General features: G+C 72.1%; 16 protein-coding genes. 6 read left to right on the forward strand and 10 right to left on the reverse strand.

Translation table 11 applies throughout. The features are described from left to right. Positions 1 to 36 precede the first annotated feature (36 nt). The 4 genes from ABGB05_RS26060 to ABGB05_RS26075 all read left to right on the forward strand — a co-directional run bounded on the left by ABGB05_RS26060 (position 37) and on the right by ABGB05_RS26075 (position 5,818). Positions 37 to 1,329: a sensor histidine kinase gene (locus ABGB05_RS26060; protein ID WP_347656295.1), complete on the forward strand. Its 1,293-nt coding sequence runs from the start codon at positions 37 to 39 to the stop codon at positions 1,327 to 1,329. Positions 1,330 to 1,335: 6 nt separating this feature from the next. Further along, positions 1,336 to 2,022 carry a response regulator transcription factor gene (locus ABGB05_RS26065; RefSeq protein WP_347656297.1) on the forward strand — a complete coding sequence of 229 codons (687 nt, stop codon included), beginning with the start codon at positions 1,336 to 1,338 and terminating at the stop codon, positions 2,020 to 2,022. Between the two features lie 476 nt (positions 2,023 to 2,498). Then, positions 2,499 to 3,266: an ABC transporter ATP-binding protein gene (locus tag ABGB05_RS26070; protein WP_347656299.1), complete on the forward strand. Its 768-nt coding sequence runs from the start codon at positions 2,499 to 2,501 to the stop codon at positions 3,264 to 3,266. Next, complete coding sequence (locus tag ABGB05_RS26075; protein WP_347656301.1) at positions 3,266 to 5,818, forward strand: FtsX-like permease family protein; 2,553 nt, start codon at positions 3,266 to 3,268, stop codon at positions 5,816 to 5,818. Before ABGB05_RS26070 ends, ABGB05_RS26075 begins: the two co-directional genes overlap by 1 nt. Before the next feature lie 141 nt (positions 5,819 to 5,959). Here the strand turns inward: ABGB05_RS26075 and ABGB05_RS26080 are convergent, their stop codons facing one another. Both ABGB05_RS26080 and ABGB05_RS26085 read right to left on the reverse strand, forming a co-directional pair. Then, positions 5,960 to 6,613, reverse strand: a complete 654-nt coding sequence (locus ABGB05_RS26080; protein WP_347656302.1) for an HAD family phosphatase — start codon at positions 6,611 to 6,613, stop codon at positions 5,960 to 5,962. 143 nt (positions 6,614 to 6,756) lie between these two features. Beyond that, complete coding sequence (locus tag ABGB05_RS26085; protein ID WP_347656304.1) at positions 6,757 to 7,503, reverse strand: neutral zinc metallopeptidase; 747 nt, start codon at positions 7,501 to 7,503, stop codon at positions 6,757 to 6,759. A gap of 377 nt (positions 7,504 to 7,880) precedes the next feature. Between ABGB05_RS26085 and ABGB05_RS26090 the strand changes: the two genes are divergently transcribed. Continuing rightward, positions 7,881 to 8,750, forward strand: a complete 870-nt coding sequence (locus tag ABGB05_RS26090) for a PAC2 family protein (RefSeq protein WP_347656306.1) — start codon at positions 7,881 to 7,883, stop codon at positions 8,748 to 8,750. A 130-nt stretch (positions 8,751 to 8,880) separates the two neighbouring features. Here the strand turns inward: ABGB05_RS26090 and ABGB05_RS26095 are convergent, their stop codons facing one another. Further along, entirely contained in the window at positions 8,881 to 9,021 is a 141-nt protein-coding gene (locus ABGB05_RS26095) for a hypothetical protein (RefSeq protein ID WP_347656308.1), read from the reverse strand. A 433-nt stretch (positions 9,022 to 9,454) separates the two neighbouring features. Here ABGB05_RS26095 and ABGB05_RS26100 point away from each other — a divergent pair, with 433 nt between their 5' ends. Then, complete coding sequence (locus ABGB05_RS26100; protein ID WP_347656309.1) at positions 9,455 to 10,246, forward strand: GntR family transcriptional regulator; 792 nt, start codon at positions 9,455 to 9,457, stop codon at positions 10,244 to 10,246. A 19-nt stretch (positions 10,247 to 10,265) separates the two neighbouring features. Here ABGB05_RS26100 and ABGB05_RS26105 read toward each other — a convergent pair whose 3' ends face one another. From ABGB05_RS26105 to ABGB05_RS26135, 7 genes are all read right to left on the reverse strand, one after another. Further along, complete coding sequence (locus tag ABGB05_RS26105; RefSeq protein WP_347656311.1) at positions 10,266 to 10,796, reverse strand: AAA family ATPase; 531 nt, start codon at positions 10,794 to 10,796, stop codon at positions 10,266 to 10,268. A 155-nt stretch (positions 10,797 to 10,951) separates the two neighbouring features. Then, the gene (gene mshC, locus ABGB05_RS26110) at positions 10,952 to 12,190 is read right to left on the reverse strand and encodes a cysteine--1-D-myo-inosityl 2-amino-2-deoxy-alpha-D-glucopyranoside ligase (RefSeq protein ID WP_347656313.1); all 1,239 of its coding nucleotides are present in this window, start codon (positions 12,188 to 12,190) and stop codon (positions 10,952 to 10,954) included. 185 nt (positions 12,191 to 12,375) lie between these two features. Next, entirely contained in the window at positions 12,376 to 13,194 is an 819-nt protein-coding gene (locus tag ABGB05_RS26115; protein ID WP_347656314.1) for an SCO1664 family protein, read from the reverse strand. Between the two features lie 43 nt (positions 13,195 to 13,237). Next, positions 13,238 to 13,816, reverse strand: a complete 579-nt coding sequence (locus ABGB05_RS26120; protein WP_347656315.1) for a DUF3090 domain-containing protein — start codon at positions 13,814 to 13,816, stop codon at positions 13,238 to 13,240. 157 nt (positions 13,817 to 13,973) lie between these two features. Further along, positions 13,974 to 14,750, reverse strand: coding sequence for a histidine phosphatase family protein (locus tag ABGB05_RS26125; RefSeq protein ID WP_347656316.1), 777 nt, complete (start codon positions 14,748 to 14,750; stop codon positions 13,974 to 13,976). A 139-nt stretch (positions 14,751 to 14,889) separates the two neighbouring features. After that, entirely contained in the window at positions 14,890 to 15,723 is an 834-nt protein-coding gene (locus ABGB05_RS26130; RefSeq protein WP_347656318.1) for an undecaprenyl-diphosphate phosphatase, read from the reverse strand. 151 nt (positions 15,724 to 15,874) lie between these two features. Then, entirely contained in the window at positions 15,875 to 16,927 is a 1,053-nt protein-coding gene (locus ABGB05_RS26135; protein WP_347656320.1) for an LLM class F420-dependent oxidoreductase, read from the reverse strand. Positions 16,928 to 17,058 lie beyond the last annotated feature (131 nt).

Here is a 17,058-nt window from a genome sequence, read left to right on the forward strand (position 1 = left end):
GAGCTATGCGCTGAAACAGCGGATAGCGTCGCCAGCATGACCCGCCGCGACCTCCCGGATGCCCCGGTCCCCGGACCCGGCCCGGGATGGCGCCGCCACCTTCCCGGGCGGTTCGTCGTCCGGCACGGTCGGGCGCTCGCCCAGGACACGCTGCTGGTCCTGACCGCCGTTCTGGTCGAACTGGTGTTCCTGGTCATCGACCCCGCCGAGATCATCGCCGGATATCCGGAGGCTCCCACGGTGGGCCGTGGTGCGACCGCGGTCTGGGGAGTCGCCTGCCTCGCCCCGATCCTGTTGCGGCAGGCCGCCACCTGGACCGCGGTGCTGGTGGCGACCCCGATTCTGCTCGCCACCGAGCTTTCCGGTGCCCGGCCGGTGAGCGTCGCGGTGACCGTGATCGCGCTGAGCTACACCGCCGCGTCCCGCTTCCCGCTCCGGCAGGCGGCGTTGGCCAACGCGGTCCTCTGGGCTCCCGGCGTGTTCGTCGCACTGGCCAGACCGGCCTCGGACAACCGACTTGAACTCTCCGCCGGATACCTGCTCTTCACCCAGCTGATGTTCGTCCTAGTCTGCTTCTTCATCGGACGTACCGTGCACGCCCGCCGCGCCTCGCTCGGCGCTCTGGAGGAGCGGGCCCGGGTGGCCGAGGAGAACCAGCGGGCCCTGGCCGACCAGGCGGTCGCCGACGAACGACGACGGATAGCCCGGGAACTGCACGACGTGGTGGCCCACCACGTCAGCGTGATGGGCGTGCTGGCCACCGGCGCCCGACGGGTGCTGTCCCGGGACCCGACCGCCACCGACGGCGCGCTGGGCACCATCGAGGAGACCAGCCGGACCACCCTGCGGGAGCTGCGCCGGCTGCTCGACGTGCTGCGCACGGACGCCGAACCGGCCGCCGACCTCGCCCCGCAGCCGGGGCTCGCCGGCATCGAGGCCCTGGTGGAACAGGTCCGGGAGGCGGGCCTGCCGGTGACACTGCGGGTGGACGGCACGCCCGGACCACTCGATCCGGGGGTGGCGTTGACCATCTACCGGATCGTGCAGGAGGCGCTCACCAACACCCTGAAGCACGCCGGCACGGCCACCGCCCAGGTCCGACTGAGTTTCGGGGTGTACTGGCTGATCGTCGAGGTTTCCGACACCGGGCGCGGGCCGACGCCGGAGCAGAGCCGGGTCGGACACGGCCTGGTCGGGATGCGGGAACGGGTGGCGCTCTACGGTGGGACCCTGCGTACCGGGCCACGCCCCGGTGGCGGTTACCGGGTGTACGCCAAGATGCCGATGGAGCACCTGGGTGCGCCGATCAGCGAACGAAGCGGAAGGTAGGGCGGCATGACGGACGGACAGGCCCCGGAGCGACCGGTGCGGGTCCTGCTCGCGGACGACCAGCCGCTGCTGCGGACTGGGTTCCGGATGGTGCTCGGCGCGGAGGAGGACCTGGACATCGTCGGCGAGGCCGGGGACGGGCTGGAGGCGGTCGACCTCTCCCGCCGGCTGCTGCCCGACGTGGTGCTGATGGACATCAGGATGCCCCGGATGGACGGGGTCGCCGCCACCCGGGCGATCGTCGACGCCCGGCTGCCGGTCCGGGTGCTGATCCTGACCACCTTCGACCTCGACGAGTACGTCGTCGGCGCGTTGCGGGCCGGCGCGAGCGGCTTCCTCGCCAAGGACGTACCGGCCGAGGACCTGGTGACCGCGATCCGGACCGTCGCCGCCGGTGAGGCCGTCGTCGCGCCCCGGATCCTCAAGCGGCTGCTGGACCGGTTCGCCGAGACGCTGCCCGATCCGGCCGCCGCGCCACCGAAGGAGATCGGGGTGCTCACCGAACGGGAGCGGGAGGTGCTCGTCCAGGTCGCCCGGGGGCTGTCCAACGCGGAGATCGCCCGGGCCCTGTCGGTGAGCGAGACGACGATCAAGACCCACGTCGGTCACGTGCTCACCAAACTCGGCCTGCGGGACCGGGTGCAGGCGGTGGTGCTGGCGTACGAGACCGGTCTGGTCCGTCCGGGCGCCTGACCCGTCGGCGGGTCCTGCGGCGTACGCCCGCAGGACGAGAGGACGTACGCCGGTCCGGGCATCTCTCGTACCGGCGGAGGAGTACCGACGGGGCGGGAGTCGGATCCGGGAACCGTCCCGTCGTACGACGCCCGAACGGGACACCTCGTTTACCGTCAGAAGAGAACGACGGAATCCTGCCAGTCGGAACAACGACATACCGGCGGTCATTCGGGACCGACGGAAAACCATGGGCACGGAGCCGAAGCGGCTGCGGACAATCGCAGAAGAATGGATAATCGGGCGGAAACGCCCGCCGACCGAACGATAGCAGTCAGGGACAACCCTGATTTCTCATCGGGGCCGACCCGCACCGGGAAATCCGCTCCGGCTCCGCCCTCGGGCGGACGCCGCAACCGCCTTCGACACCGACGATGGATGCTGCGGCGGTTCGCCACGGCCCGACCGGGCAGGACTATCTATCAGGGGGAGATGACGTGACGGCGACGGTGACCCGAGGTTCCGCGACAGCGGCCCGGGCGGACGACGTATGGAAGGTGTACGGCACCGGCGAGGCCCAGGTGTCGGCGCTGCGGGGGGTGAGCGTCGAATTCGAGCGGGCCCGGTTCACCGCCATCATGGGACCGTCCGGTTCCGGGAAGTCCACCCTCATGCACTGCCTCGCCGGACTCGATTCGGTCACCCGGGGCACCATCCACATCGGCGACACCCGGGTGACGGGGCTCGGTGACGCGGGCCTCACCAAACTCCGCCGCGACAAGGTCGGATTCATATTCCAGCAGTTCAACCTCCTGCCGACGCTGACCGCGCAGGAGAACATTCTGCTGCCCCTTTCCATCGCCGGCCGCAAACCCGATCCCGAGTGGCTGTCCACCGTCATCGACACGGTCGGCCTGCGGGACCGGCTCCACCACCGGCCGGCGCAGCTCTCCGGCGGCCAGCAGCAGCGGGTCGCCTGCGCCCGGGCCCTCGCCTCCCGCCCCGAGGTCATCTTCGCCGACGAGCCGACCGGCAACCTCGACTCCCGGTCCGGGGCCGAGGTACTCAACTTCCTGCGCCGCTCCGTCGCCGAACACCAGCAGACCATCGTGATGGTCACCCACGACCCGGTCGCCGCCTCGTACGCCGACCGGGTGGTCTTCCTCGCCGACGGTCAGATCGTCTCCGAACTGGTCGAGCCGACCCCGGACACCGTGCTGGACACCATGAAGAAGCTGGACGGGCTCACCGAGGCGGGTCAGTGATGCTGCGCGCCACCCTGAAGAGCCTGCTCGCCCGCAAGCTCCGGCTGGTCCTCTCCGGGCTCGCGGTTGTCCTCGGCGTCATGTTCGTCTCCGGCGCGTTTGTCCTCACCGACACGCTGAGCCGGTCCTTCGACGGCCTGTTCAGCGACGCCTACGCCGCGACCGACGTCGGGGTCAGCGCCAAACCGAAGATCAACATGGGTGAGATGCAGGGGGAACAGGTCGCCGCTCCCTTTCCGGCCGCCACCCTCGACCAGGTCCGGGCCGTCCCCGGCGTCGCCGCGGCCACCGGCACGGTCGGCGCCGACGGCGCCCTGATGATCGGCGACAACGGCAAGGCCCTCACCTCCTTCGGGCCGCCGCAGTTGGGCGGCAACTGGACCGGGGAGAACAAACTGGTCGAGTTGCGGACCGGACGCGGCCCGACCGCGGACACCGAGGTGGCGGTCAACCAGACGGTGGCCACGGCGGCGAAACTCTCGGTCGGCGACCGGGTCGCCGTACTGACCCCGTTCAAGGAGAAGCAGGAGTTCACCCTCGTCGGCATCTTCGGCTACAGCGGCGGCCGGGAAAGCCTCGGCGGCGTCCAGGAGGTGACCTTCACCGAACGGGTGGCGCAGGAGTCGATGCTCGGTCAGACCGGCGTCTACACCGAGATCACCGTGACGGCGGCCGACGGGGTCGACCCGGCGGCGCTGCGGGACCGGGTCTCGGCCGCCCTCGGCGACGGCTACGTGGTGAAGACCGGCGAACAGCTCTCCGACGACGCGGCGGCCGGCTTCGACGAGGCGCTCGGCTTCTTCAACAACATCCTGCTGGGCTTCGCCGGTGTGGCGCTCTTCGTCGGCATCTTCCTGATCCTGAACACCTTCTCGATCATCGTCGCCCAGCGCACCCGGGAACTGGCGCTGCTGCGCGCCATCGGTGCCGGCCGGCGTCAGGTGATCGGTTCGGTACTGACCGAGGCCACCGTCATCGGCCTGCTCGCCTCGGTCCTCGGCCTGCTCGCCGGCATCGGCGTCGGCGCCCTGCTGGCGTACGTCTTCGGACAGGTCGCCGGCGGCCTCGAACTGGCCGGGATCGGCGTACCGCCCAGCGCGGTGATCAGCTCCTTCGTGGTCGGTCTGCTGGTCACCCTCGTCGCGGCGGTGCTGCCGGCGCTGCGGGCCGCCCGGATCCCGCCGGTGGCCGCGATGCAGGACGTGGCGACCCCGGACCGGCCGCTGACCCGGATCACCGTTTCCGGCGCGGTGGTCTCCGCGCTCGGCGGTACCCTGCTGCTGCTCGGTCTGACCGGCAACGCCGGCGACGGCACACTCTGGACCGTGCTCGGCGGGGTGCTGCTCTCCTTCGTCGGGGTCGCCCTGCTGACCCCGCTGATCAGCCGCCCGGTGGTCTCCGTCCTCGGCCGGCTCTTCGCCTGGTCGGTGCCGGGCAAGCTCGGCCGGCTGAACTCGGGCCGCAACCCGCGCCGGACCGCGATCACCGCCGCCGCCCTGATGGTCGGCATCGCCCTGGTCACCGGGGTGACGGTGATCCTGGACTCGGCCAAGAGCAGCATCACCGCCCTGGCCGAGGACACCATCCAGGCCGAACTGGTGATCTCCGGCCGGCAGACCGGTCCCCGGCCGCCGAGCTTCGACGCGGCGGTGCTGGACCGGGCCGCCGAGGTACCCGGGGTGGCGTTGGTCGCCGGCACGTACCTGGACCAGGCACAGGTCGGCCAGGACCGTACCTGGGTCAGCGCGACCAACAACGTCGCCGCGCTGCGGGAAATCTTCCGGGTCAGCCCGACCGCCGGCAGCATCGACACCCTCGGTCCGCAGCAGCTGCTGGTCGACTCCGGTACGGCCGCGGAGCGGGGCCTGTCGGTTGGTGCCACGGTCCCGGTCCAGTTGTCCCGGGGCGAGGCGCGGACGTACACGGTGACCGGGATCTACGCCGAGTCCGACCTGTTCAGCGGGTTCCTGTTGCCGGCCTCGGCCGCGGTTGACTTCGGGGTGCCGAAGCCCACCCAGGCGTACCTGAAGCTCGACCCGGGCGCCTCGGTGGACCAGGTGATGCCGCAGGTCGAGGCGCTGCTCGCGGACAGCCCCACGGTGTCGGTCGCCGACCGGGCCGGGTTCATCGAGCAGCAGACCGGCCAGTTCGACCAACTGCTCGCGATGATCCGGATCCTGCTCGCGTTGGCGATCGTGATCGCCGTCCTCGGGATCGTCAACACGCTGGCGCTGTCGGTGCTGGAGCGGACCCGCGAGCTGGGGCTGCTCCGGGCGATCGGTCTGCGCCGGGCACAGACCATGCGGATGATCACTGTCGAGGCGGTGGTGATCTCGGTCTTCGGCGCCCTGCTCGGGGTGGCCGTCGGCACCGGTCTCGGCGCGGCGGTGGTCCGGGCCCTGCGCGAGGACGGCATCACCGACCTGGTCCTGCCGTGGGCCCAGATGGGGATCGTCCTCGGCCTGGCTGCCGTGGTCGGAGTGCTCGCGGCGGTGTTGCCGGCGATCCGCGCCGCGCGGCTGAACGTTCTCGGTGCGATCGCGCACGAATAGCCCGCCCATGGCTTGGGGGTAGCCACGGGTTGGTGCGGGGCGGTGTCCGACCGGACGCCGCCCCGCTGCCGTCTTCGGGCCGTCTCCACTGCCGGATCGGGCGACCGCCCGGTACCGCACCGCGCCCGGCAGCCCGGCGGATCAGCGGGACAGGTCGAGCGGGGCCAGCAGCCCGCCGAGCAGCTCCAGGTCCACCCCGGTCAGGGTCTCCAGCAGGTGTAGGCCGTCAACCGGGTCGATCGGCACCAGACTCGGCACCCCGAGCACCGCCGCACCGGCGGCGAGCGCACTGGCCACCCCGGCCGGCGAGTCCTCGATCGCCACGCAGCGGTTGATCGGCACGTCCAGCAGCCGCGCCGCGGTCAGGTACGGCGTCGGGTCCGGCTTGTTCGCCGCCACCTCGTCACCGCAGACGATCACGTCGAAGCTGTCCCGGCCCAGGGTGTCCAACGCCACCTCGACCAGGCTGCGGGCGCTCGAGGTGACCAGCGCGGTCGGGATCGCCACCGCGCGTACCGCCTGCACCAGAGCCAACGCGCCGGGCCGCCAGCGCAGTTCGGTGAGGAACAGCTCCGCCACCCGCTTCTCCAGCCAGGCGGCGCTGGCTGCCGGGTCCCGCCACGGCTGCGCCAGGTCGGTGTGCAGGATCTCCATCGACACGGCCATGCTGGTGCCGACCATGGCGATCCGGGCCGTCTCCGAGAGCTCCCCTCCGTAGTGCGCGGCGAGTTCCTGCAGCCCGACGTCCCACAGCCGCTCGCTGTCCACCAGGGTGCCGTCCATGTCGAAGAGCACGGCGGCGGGGTGTTGGCTGTTCAGGATGCCTCCCGGGCGCGGGTACGGATCATCTCCCGATCCTGCCAACCCCGCCGGACCCCCACTCCGGGCCGCCGCCGAACTGTGGCGGAAGCCTCAGTCGCTCCCCCGCGCCTGGTCCCTCAGCCGAGTTCGCAGGCGGTCAACCCACTCTGGTAGCCGCCGAAGAACGCGCTGGTGCGCTGCTCCACGGTGCCGTGCGCGTCCTCGGCGAACCACGGCTGGTCCGGATCGTCGGCGACCGCCCGCAGCCCGGCCAGCAGCTCGTCGATGTCCCCCTCCTCCACCGCGAGCACCCGGTCCCGCTCCGAGTCACCGATGTACGCGCCGGCCATGCAGTCGGCCTGCAGTTCGTGCTGGATCGTGTACTCGTGGCGGATGCCGAGGCGGGCCTGGATGGCGTGCGCGTACTCGTGGCCGAGCAGGTAGTACAGGAACGCGTCACCGACCTGCTGGAAGGCCACCACCGCCCAGTTGATGTCGTACGCGATGAAGTCGCCGACCGAGCAGTAGACCGCGTTGTTGGTGGGCAGTGCCTGACCGCCGCACTCGATCTCACCCGCCCGCCGGTACGCGGTGATCTGGCTGACCCGCTGGAACCGCTCCCCCGCCTCGCGGAACTGGCCGGCCCAGTAGAGTTCGGCGACCCGGACCGCGGTCTTCATGTCCTGCTCGAAGTCTTCGACGTCCATCGGCCGGTCCGCCCCGGGCCGATCGGCGTCGCCGGGGGCGGTCGGGGTCGCCGGTCCGTCCGGTGGCGACGGCTCCTGTCCACCCCGCGGTCCGACGAAGCAGGCGCCCGCGACCACCACCGTGACGGTCAGAGCCAGTAGCCGCCAGAACCGGTCGGTACGACGAAACGGACGCATCACGGCCTCCCACGGTGATCGACAACCCGCACACCGTCCCATGGTGCCGATCCCGTCAAACCACCGGATCGTCTCCGGTGCGGAACGGACCGATCCGCCGGGTGACCATCGAGATCAACCGGAAGCACCGGGCGGATGGCACGGGCTATCATCGCTTATGTACCGGTATATCGTGATCACTGCGGTCAGTGGCCCCGCCGTACCGTCCCGGACGGCCCGCCGGCCGGCGCGGCCGGCGGGCCGGGTCCGAGTCCGAGACGTAGGCTGACGGACGTGAGGGACAACAGGGACGGCAGTACCAGGTTCAGTGCGGGAACCGCCGCGTGGCGCGGCCACCCCCGGCGGCTCGACGCCGGTACGCACGCTGGAGGTAGGGCGTGACCGAGTTCGACGGGTTGCCCGTGCTGCGCTCGCCGGTCGCGATCGCGGCCTTCGAGGGTTGGAACGACGCGGCGGACGCCTCGACGGCGGCGGTGGAACACCTCGAGCAGGTGTGGCAGGCCCGCCAGGTCGCCGAACTGGACCCCGAGGACTTCTACGACTTCCAGGTCAGCCGGCCGACGATCACGATGGCCGACGGTGAGACCCGACGGGTCGAGTGGCCGACCACCCGGTTCATGGTGGCCAGCCCGGAGGGCACCGACCGGGACGTGGTGCTGATCCGGGGCATCGAGCCGAGCATGCGCTGGCGCACCTTCTGTGAACAGGTGCTGGAACTCTGCCACAGCCTGGAGATCAACCGGATCGTGCTGCTCGGTGCGCTGCTGGCCGACGTGCCGTACACCCGGCCGCTGCCGATCAGCGGCAGCGCCTCGGACAAGGACGCCGCCGAGCGCTACCAGCTCACCCCGACCCGGTACGACGGTCCGACCGGCATCGTCGGCGTGCTGCACGACGCGGCGACCCGGGCCGAGGTCGACGCCGTGTCGTTCTGGGTCCACGTGCCGCACTACGCGAACAATCCCCCCTGCCCCAAGGCGACCCTGGCCCTGCTACACCGGGTCGAGGAGGTGCTCGACCTGCCGGTCCCGATGTCAGACCTGGCCGAGGAGGCCGCCGAGTGGGAGCAGCGGGTACGCACCGCTGCCGAACAGGACGCCGAACTCGGCGAGTACGTCCGCGAACTGGAGGAACGGGTCGGTGACGCCGGCATCCAGCCGCTGACCGGCGACGAGATCGCCCAGGAGTTCGAGAAGTACCTGCGCCGTCGGGGCGGCTCGGCCGGCCCCACCGCCGGCTCCTGGTAACCAGGGGCCGGCGGCAGCCGGCCGTACGGACGGAACGACACACCGGGCGGCGGGCGCCGACCGTGGACGCGGGTCGAACCGCCGCCCGCCGTCGGCCGGAACGGGTCCACCGCGTTACCGCGGCACACCGTCACTGATCGAGGACGACCTCCGCCACGGCGCGGGCCGCCAGCGCGGGATGGGCGTCGGGACGGGTGACGGCGTGCGCGAGCACCCCGTCGATGAGCACGAGGAGCTGGTCGGCACCGAAAGCCCGGCTCGCGGTGCCCATGGCGGGTCAGCTCGGCGACGAACAGTCCGTGCAACCGGTCCTTGTAGGCCCGGACCTCCGCGTGGGCGGGATGGTCCGGGTCGGTCAGGGCCAGCTCCGCCGAGGTGTGGCGACAGCCGCGGAACGATGGCGCGGTGGTAATCCGTTCCAGCTCGTCGAAGACGGCAAGAATGCGGCGGCGCGGTTCGTCGCCGGCCTCGTCCATGACCCGCCGGTAGCGGGCATCGGTGGCGGCGCTCCGCAACACCTCGGCGACGGGTCTTGGTCTACCTGATTGTGGTCGCGCTGGCCGTCGCCGGACTGGTCCAGCTGCTCCCTCGGAGTCGTGCCTTGCGTAACTTCCGTCTCGGGCGCCGACGGGTTGCCCGGTGCACCACCCGTACGGCATCCTAGGAACCTAGTGTTACCGCCACCGGAGCGACGGGAGTGCGACATGCAGATAAACCCGGGGGCCGCCGAGTTTCCGCACCGGCAGATCGCCGAGCAGCTCCGCGCCAAGATCAGGGCCGGAGACTGGGCCGCCGGTGAGCGGCTGCCGTCCATCCCGGCCATCGCCGAGTTGTTCGGGGTGGCCAAGCAGACCGTGCAACGCGCGATCGACCAGCTCCGGGTCGAAGGGGTGCTGATCACCAAGCCGGGCTCCGGTACGTACGTCCGGGGCACCCGACGCCGCCTGAACCGGCTGTCCCGGGGCCGCTACGGCGGTCACCGCGGTTACCACGCCGACCTCGCCGCCCGGTACCGGCAACAGTTGATCCAGGTCGGCCGGGCCCCGGCACCGCCGGAGGTCGCCGACGCGTTCGGGGTGGCCGACGGCACCGAACTGATCGTCCGCCGACACCTGGTCCGCACCGAGGACGTTCCGGTCGAGGTCGGCGCCTCCTGGTTCCGGGTGGCCGACGCGGCCGGCACCAGTCTGGAACGGCTGGAGGCATACGGCCGGCCGCTCTACCAGGAGGCGGAGGAGGCGATCGGCCGACGCTACGTCTCGGCCACCGACCAGATCAGCGCCCGGCAGCCCAGCCGGGAGGAGGCGGAGACCCTGCAGATCCGCCCCGACACCCCGGTGCTGCACCTGCTGCACGTCGCCTACGACGCCCAGCGCCGGCCGATCGAGGTCGCCCAGGCGACCTGGCCCGGTCCGATGACCACGCTGACCGAGCAGTACCAGGTGCCCGGGCCGGTGGCCGAACCCGACCCGGACCCCGGACTGGTGCTCGGCTGACCGCGGACGTCCCGCGCCGTCACCTGCGCGGCAGGTCCGCCAGCCAGCGTTCCAGCGCGTCCGGGTGCGCGAACAGCAGCACCGGCGGCCCGGACGGGTCGGCCTGCCACGCCCGCATCCGCCGCCGCTCCCGACCGAACCCGGTCAGGTGCCACACCAGGATCGACTCTGCGGACAGGACGCTGCCCCACGACTCACGGTTGCCGTTGCAGATCTGCTCACCGGTGGCCACCCGGCGCAGCGTACGGCGCAGCAGCCACCCAAAGGAAAGCGAGCGCGGATAGTCCAGGCCGATGACCACGTCGGCGCGGGCCAGCGGCACGTCCCGCCACCCGTGGTACGCCCCGTCGAGGATCCAGCGGTCCCGCTGGCAGATCCGCGCGATCCGACGCCGCTGCTCGGCGACCGGCACCTCGACCCAGTTGGGCTCCCAGAGCAGGTCGTCGACCGGGTACCAGGGCACGCCGAGGCGGGTGGCCAACCGCGCCGCCAGGGTCGACTTGCCGGAGCCGTGGACTCCGCAGATCAGGACGCGGGACGGAGGGATCATCGCGGACAGCGTACGGACGGCCGGGGTCCCGGTCGCCGACGGTCGCCCGCCCAGGTGTCCCGGCCGACCCGGACGGTCGGCGATCCGGTCGGCAGACGAGGCCCACCGACCGGGAGTGGCCGACCGTGAACAGCCGGCCGGCAGTGGCCGGGAGACTACAGCCGGATACCGAGCAGGGCGTCGACGGTCGCGGCCACCAGCGCGGGAGCATCCGGGTCCGTCCCGGCGCCGGCGAGCGTGGCGTCCGCCCACTGGTCCAGCAGGGTCAACGCGCCCAGGGTGTCCAGGTCGTCGGCGAGCCGCTCGCGTACCCCGGCCAGCAGGTCGACCCCGGAGGCGCCCACCGGGGCTGCCACCGCCTCCCGCCAGCGGGCCAGCCGCTGGATGGCGACCTTGAGCACGTCGTCGGTCCACTCCCGGTCGGACCGGTAGTGACCGGCGAGCAGGCCGAGGCGTACCGCCATCGGGTCCACGCCGTCGGCGCGCAGCCGCGAGACGAAGACCAGGTTGCCCTTGGACTTCGACATCTTCTCGCCGTCCAGGCCGATCATGCCGGCGTGCACGTAGTGGCCGGCGAACGGCTCCACGCCGGTCAGCCGCTCGGCGTGCGCGGCGGAGCACTCGTGGTGCGGGAAGAGCAGGTCGTTGCCGCCGCCCTGGACGTCGATCCGGTCGCCGAGCAGCCCCAGCGCGATGACCGCACACTCGATGTGCCAGCCGGGCCGCCCCGGCCCCAGCGTTCCACCGGGCCAGGCCGGTTCGCCGTCCCGGGCGCCACGCCAGAGCAGCGGGTCCAGCGGGTCACGCTTGCCGGCCCGGTCCGGGTCACCGCCCCGCTCGGCGAAGAGCGGAAGCATCTCGTGCCGGGACAGGTTGGACTCGTAACCGAACCGGGGCGCGGCCGCGACGTCGAAGTAGACGTCGCCGGTGCCGTCCTCGAGCCGGTACGCCGCACCGTCCTCCAGCAGCGCCCGGACCTGCTCCGCGATGGCCGGGATCGACTCGACGGCGCCGACGTAGTGCGCCGGCGGGATCATCCGCAGCGCCTCCATGTCCTCCCGGAACAGTGCCGTCTCCCGCATGGCGAGGACCTTCCAGTCCTCGCCGTCCCGTTCCGCCCGCTCCAGCAGCGGATCGTCGATGTCGGTGACGTTCTGCACGTAGCTGACCTGGTGACCATTGTCACGCCAGACCCGCTGGGCCAGGTCGAAGGTGATCATGGTCGCCGCGTGCCCCAGGTGGGTGGCGTCGTACGGGGTGATGCCGCAGACGTACATCGTCGCCGTCCCGGAGGGGCGGGTCGGATGCACCGCGCGGCGCGCCGAGTCGAACAAGGCGAGCGGCTGTCCCCTACCCGGCAGCCGAGGGATGTCGTGCCCCACCCAGGATTCCATGGTCACACCCTAGCCAGCCGGGACCGGCGGCTCCGACCGCCCGGCCACGAAGGTGATCAGACCGACAGGGCACCCATCGGGCCATCAACCGGGCCGGGACCGGGCCGCCGCCGATGGCGGCCGGCCGGAACCCCTGACCGGCGCCCAGGAAGCGACGCCCCGGAGAAGCGGTACTCGACGGCGGGTCAGACCGGCGGCCAGGGAATCGCCGGCCACTCGTCGGACGGGACCGGGAACCGGCCGCTGTCCCGGAGCCGGTCGATCCGCCGGGCGGTGGCGGCGACCTCGCCGATGGTCAGGTGCTCCGCCAGGCTCTCCCCCAGCGGGCCGATGATCGCCGTGGCCAGCCCGTCGAGCATCTCCCGGACGTCCGGCGGCAGGGTCCGACGGGCCCAGCCCCAGAGCACCGTCCGGAGCTTGTCCTCCACATGGAAACAGACGCCGTGGTCGACACCGTAGATCCGGTCGTCCGGCCCGTACAGCACGTGGCCGCCCTTGCGATCGGCGTTGTTCAGCACCGCGTCCAACACCGCGAGTCGCGCCAACCGTGGGTCGTCGGCGTGCGCCAGCGCGTACGGCGCGCCGTCGTCGTCCTGCGCCGCCGCGACCCGAAACCAGCGTGCCGGGAGGCTGTCCGCCGGCACGAAGCCGACCAGCGGCTCGGCCTGCTCCGGCTCGTCGATCCAGAGCTGGCAGGCACCGGGCCCCAACGGGCCGTCCCGCAGCACCGTCGGTGGGACGAGGTCCCAGCCGCTGGCCCGGGACACCAGGTAGGCGGCGACCTCCCGGCCGGCGAGGGTGCCGTCCGGGAAGTCCCAGAGCGGCCGTTCCCCGTGGATCGGCTTGTAGACGCAGCGGACGGTGACCCCGTCCAGGGTCAGGAAGGCCCGCAGCGTGGTGTTCGACGCGTCAACGAGCCGCCCCTCCAACTCCAGCTCGCCGCCGAGCAGGAGCCGCAGCGCGTCGCTCTCGTCCAGCACGGGTCGCAGGTCGGACGAGGTCACCGGAAAGATCCCGCCACGCCGGCGCCGACGCCGAGGGGACCGGTCACCGGTGGTAGCCGTTGTGACGGGGGCAGAGGTGCCCGGCGGGGTCGAGCGGCTGACCGCAGAGCGGACACGGCGGGCGTCCGGCGGCCACCACCCGGCGGGCCCGGTCGATGAACTCCCGGGTCGCCTGCGGGGTCAGCCGGACCCGCAACCGGTCCAGGTCGTCGGCCGGCTCGTCGTCGTCCTCGTCGAGTTCGCTCTCGGCGCCGCCGAGTTCGATCTCCGCCTCGGCCTCGCCCGCGGCGATCGCCTCGATCACCACCGTGGCGGTGTCGACGTCGAAGGCCAGCCCCAGGGTGCCGACCCGGAACTCCTCGTCCACCGGCGTATCCAGCGGCTCGTTGTCCGAGGTGACCTTCGGCGGCTCGGGCAGCTCGACCCCGAACCGCCGGTGCGCCTCGGAGAGCAGTTCCTCGAGCTTCTCGGCGAGCAGCGACATCTGGACCTTCTCCAGGGCGACACTGACCAGGCGCCCGCCGCCCCGCGCCTGCAGGAAGAACGTCCGGTCGCCCGGCGGCCCCACGGTCCCGGCGACGAACCGCTCCGGCGGCTCGAATGCGTGCACCTGGTGGGTCATACCCACGACCCTATCCGGCCCGGTACCACGCCGTGCAGCCCACCGACGCGAATCACCGTCCGGTCCGGGCCCCGGCGTACCGGAACGCTCCGTGGTGCCTGGGTCGAGGGGCGGCCGGCGTCCCGTGCCCCGCTCCGCCGGGTGCCCAACGGAACGGTCACCGCCCACCGCCCGAGCCGGTCGACCCGGCGGCGGCCGGCTCCCCCACGGTCTCCGTACCGGTGCCGACCGCGCCGGCACCGCCGCCCACCGGGGCGTCAGAATCCGCCGTACGCGCCGCCCGCCGCCGCCGGGACCGCTTCGGCGGCACCAGACCGGCCAGCTCACCACCGGTGTCGTTGAGCCGGAGCAGGAACGGACGCACCGGTGTGTAGCGGATGCCGGTCACCGACCCCGGGTCGACCACGATCCGCTGGAACTGGTCGAGGTGCACGCCGACCGCGTCCGCGACAATGGCCTTGATCACATCGCCGTGGCTGCACGCCAGCCAGACCGCCTCCGGTCCGTGCTCGGCGGTGATCCGGGCGTCCCACCGCCGGACCGCCTCGACGGCGCGGGTCGCCATCCCCGCCATCGACTCGCCGTCCGGGAAGACCGCCGCGCTCGGGTGCTGCTGCACGACCTGCCACAGTGGATCCTTGGCCAGTGTCTTCAACGGCTGGCCCTGCCAGCTGCCGTAGTCGCACTCGACCAGCCCGTCCTCGACCACCGGCACGACGTCCGGGAGTGCCAGGTCCAGCGTCTGCCGGCACCGGATCAGCGGGCTGGTGACCACCGCCGCCAACGGGACCGCGCGCAGCCGCGCCCCGACGGCGGTCGCCTGGGACCGACCGGTCTCGTCGAGTTCCACCGGCTGGCGGCCGGCCAGGCCGCCGGCGGCGTTCGCCGTGGTCCGGCCGTGCCGGAGAAGCAGGAGGGTTGCCACGCAGCCCACCCTACGGCCCGCCGGACCGGGGGGCGGGCCGGCCCGGCGGTACCGGATCCCACCGGCGGCCTGGCACGGCCGGGCCTGCCGGCGCCGGGTCGGGCCGGCGGACCCACCGGGCCGCCGCGATCACGCGACGGCCCGGTGGTCAGGTCGCCGCGATGGTCCCGGTGCCGAGCAGCGCAAAGACCAGGCTGCCGAGCGCCACCCGGTAGAGGACAAAAACGTACAGGCTGTGATGTGCGACATAGCGCAGCAGCCAGGCGATCGAGGCGTAGCCGAGACCGAAGGCGATCACGGTGGCCACGATCATCTGGGCCGGGGTCGGGATCGACCCGCCACCGCTGGTGTCGAAGACGTCCGGGAGACTGAAGATCCCGGACATCACCACCGCCGGGATGGCGAGCAGGAACGAGTAGCGGGCCGCCGCCTCCCGGGTGAGGTTGAGGAAGAGCCCTGCGGTCAACGTGCCGCCCGACCGGGACACCCCGGGGATCAGGGCCATCGCCTGGGCGAAGCCCATGACCACGCCGTCGCGCAGCGTGAAGTTCTCGATCCGCCGGGTCTGCCGACCCCAGTACTCGGCGAAGGCCAGCACAAACGCGAAGACGATCAGGGTGGTGGCAACCAGCCACAGGTTCCGGGCCGCGGTCCGGATCTGGTCCTTGAACAGGAACCCGAACAACCCGATCGGGATCGACCCGATGATGACGTACCAGCCCATCCGGTAGTCCAGGCTCGAGCGCACCGAACGGTCCCAGATGCCGACGACCCAGACCCGGGTGATCCGCCAGATGTCCTTGGCGAAGTAGAGCAGGACCGCGGCCTCGGTGCCGAGCTGGGTGACCGCGGTGAACGACGCCCCGGCGTCCTGGTCGAAGAAGATCGCCGAGGTGATCCGCAGGTGCCCCGACGAACTCACCGGAAGAAACTCGGTGAGCCCCTGGACGATGCCCAGGACGATTGCCTCGATCCAGCTCACCCTCGTACCCCGCTCCGCAGCACCGTACGCCCCTCGTTTCGTCCCGTCGGTGCGCCCGGCGGGCTGTTCCGCCCGGTCACACCGTCCTCCCACAGCACGGGCCGCCGAAGCGACCCCGGACCGGCCCACCCGGTCCGCCGGTCACGTCCGTTCACTCACCCACCCCGGCGAGGTCCAGCGCCTCCGCACAGGCCCGCAGCGTCCGTACCCCACTGTCCACGTCCGCGACGAAAAGGCTCACCGAGAGAGTGGTCACACCGGCGGCCGCGTACTCCCGCATCCGGTCGGCGATCCGCTCCACCGGGCCCAACAGCGACGTGCGGTCGACGAACTCCAGCGGCACCGCCGCCGCCGCGTCCCGCTGCCGCTTCGCCAGATAGAGGTCCTGCACCTCGCGGGCCGCGTCCCCGTAGCCCATCCGGGTGGCGAGCTGGTTGTAGAAGTTCTGCTCCCGGCTGCCCATCCCGCCGACGTAGAGCGCCGCGTACCAGCGGACCAGTTCCGCACAGGCGGCGACGTCGTCGCCGAGCACCACCGGCACCGTCGGCACCACGTCGAAGCCGGCGAGTTCCCGGCCGGCCCGGGCCCGGCCGGCGGTGACCGCGGCGAGCTGCTCGGCGGCGAAGTCCGGTGCGTAGAAGACCGCCAGCCAGCCGTCGGCGATCTCCCCGGCGAGTTCCAGGTTCTTCGGCCCGACCGCGGCCAGGTAGATCGGCACCCGCTCGCGGGGCGGGTGGAAGCCGAGCCGCAGCGCCTTGCCCGGGCCGTCCGGCAGCGGCAGCCGGTAGTGCGCCCCGTCGTACTCGACCGGTTTGCGGGCCAGCGCGAGCCGCACGATGTCGACGTACTCCCGGGTCCGGGCGAGCGGTTTGGCGAAACGTACCCCGTGCCAGCCCTCGGAGACCTGCGGGCCGGAGACACCGAGGCCGAGCCGGAACCGACCACCGGAGATCGCGTCGATGGTGCCCGCCGTCATGGCGGTCGCCGCCGGGCTGCGGGCCGGGATCTGCATCACCCCGGAGCCGAGGTCGATCCGTTCCGTCTGGCCGGCCAGCCAGGCCAGCATGCTGGGCGAGTCCGAGCCGTACGCCTCGGCGGCCCAGACCACCGAGTACCCGAGCCGGTCCGCCTCGCGGGCGAGGGCCAGATGATCCGCCGGTGTGCTCCACGCCGTCTGGTAGCCGAGGCTGAGCCCGAGTCGCACTGCTTCGTCCCCCCCTGTCGTCGCGAGTCGCATCAGGGTACGCAATCGCGGGACGGCACCCGACGGCCGGTGGGGGCGACCCAGCGACGGGTACGACACCCGCCGGTGGGACGGGTCGCGACGGTGTCGAC

The sequence above is a fragment of the Plantactinospora sp. B5E13 genome (assembly GCF_039871775.1).
Lineage (GTDB): Bacteria > Actinomycetota > Actinomycetes > Mycobacteriales > Micromonosporaceae > Plantactinospora.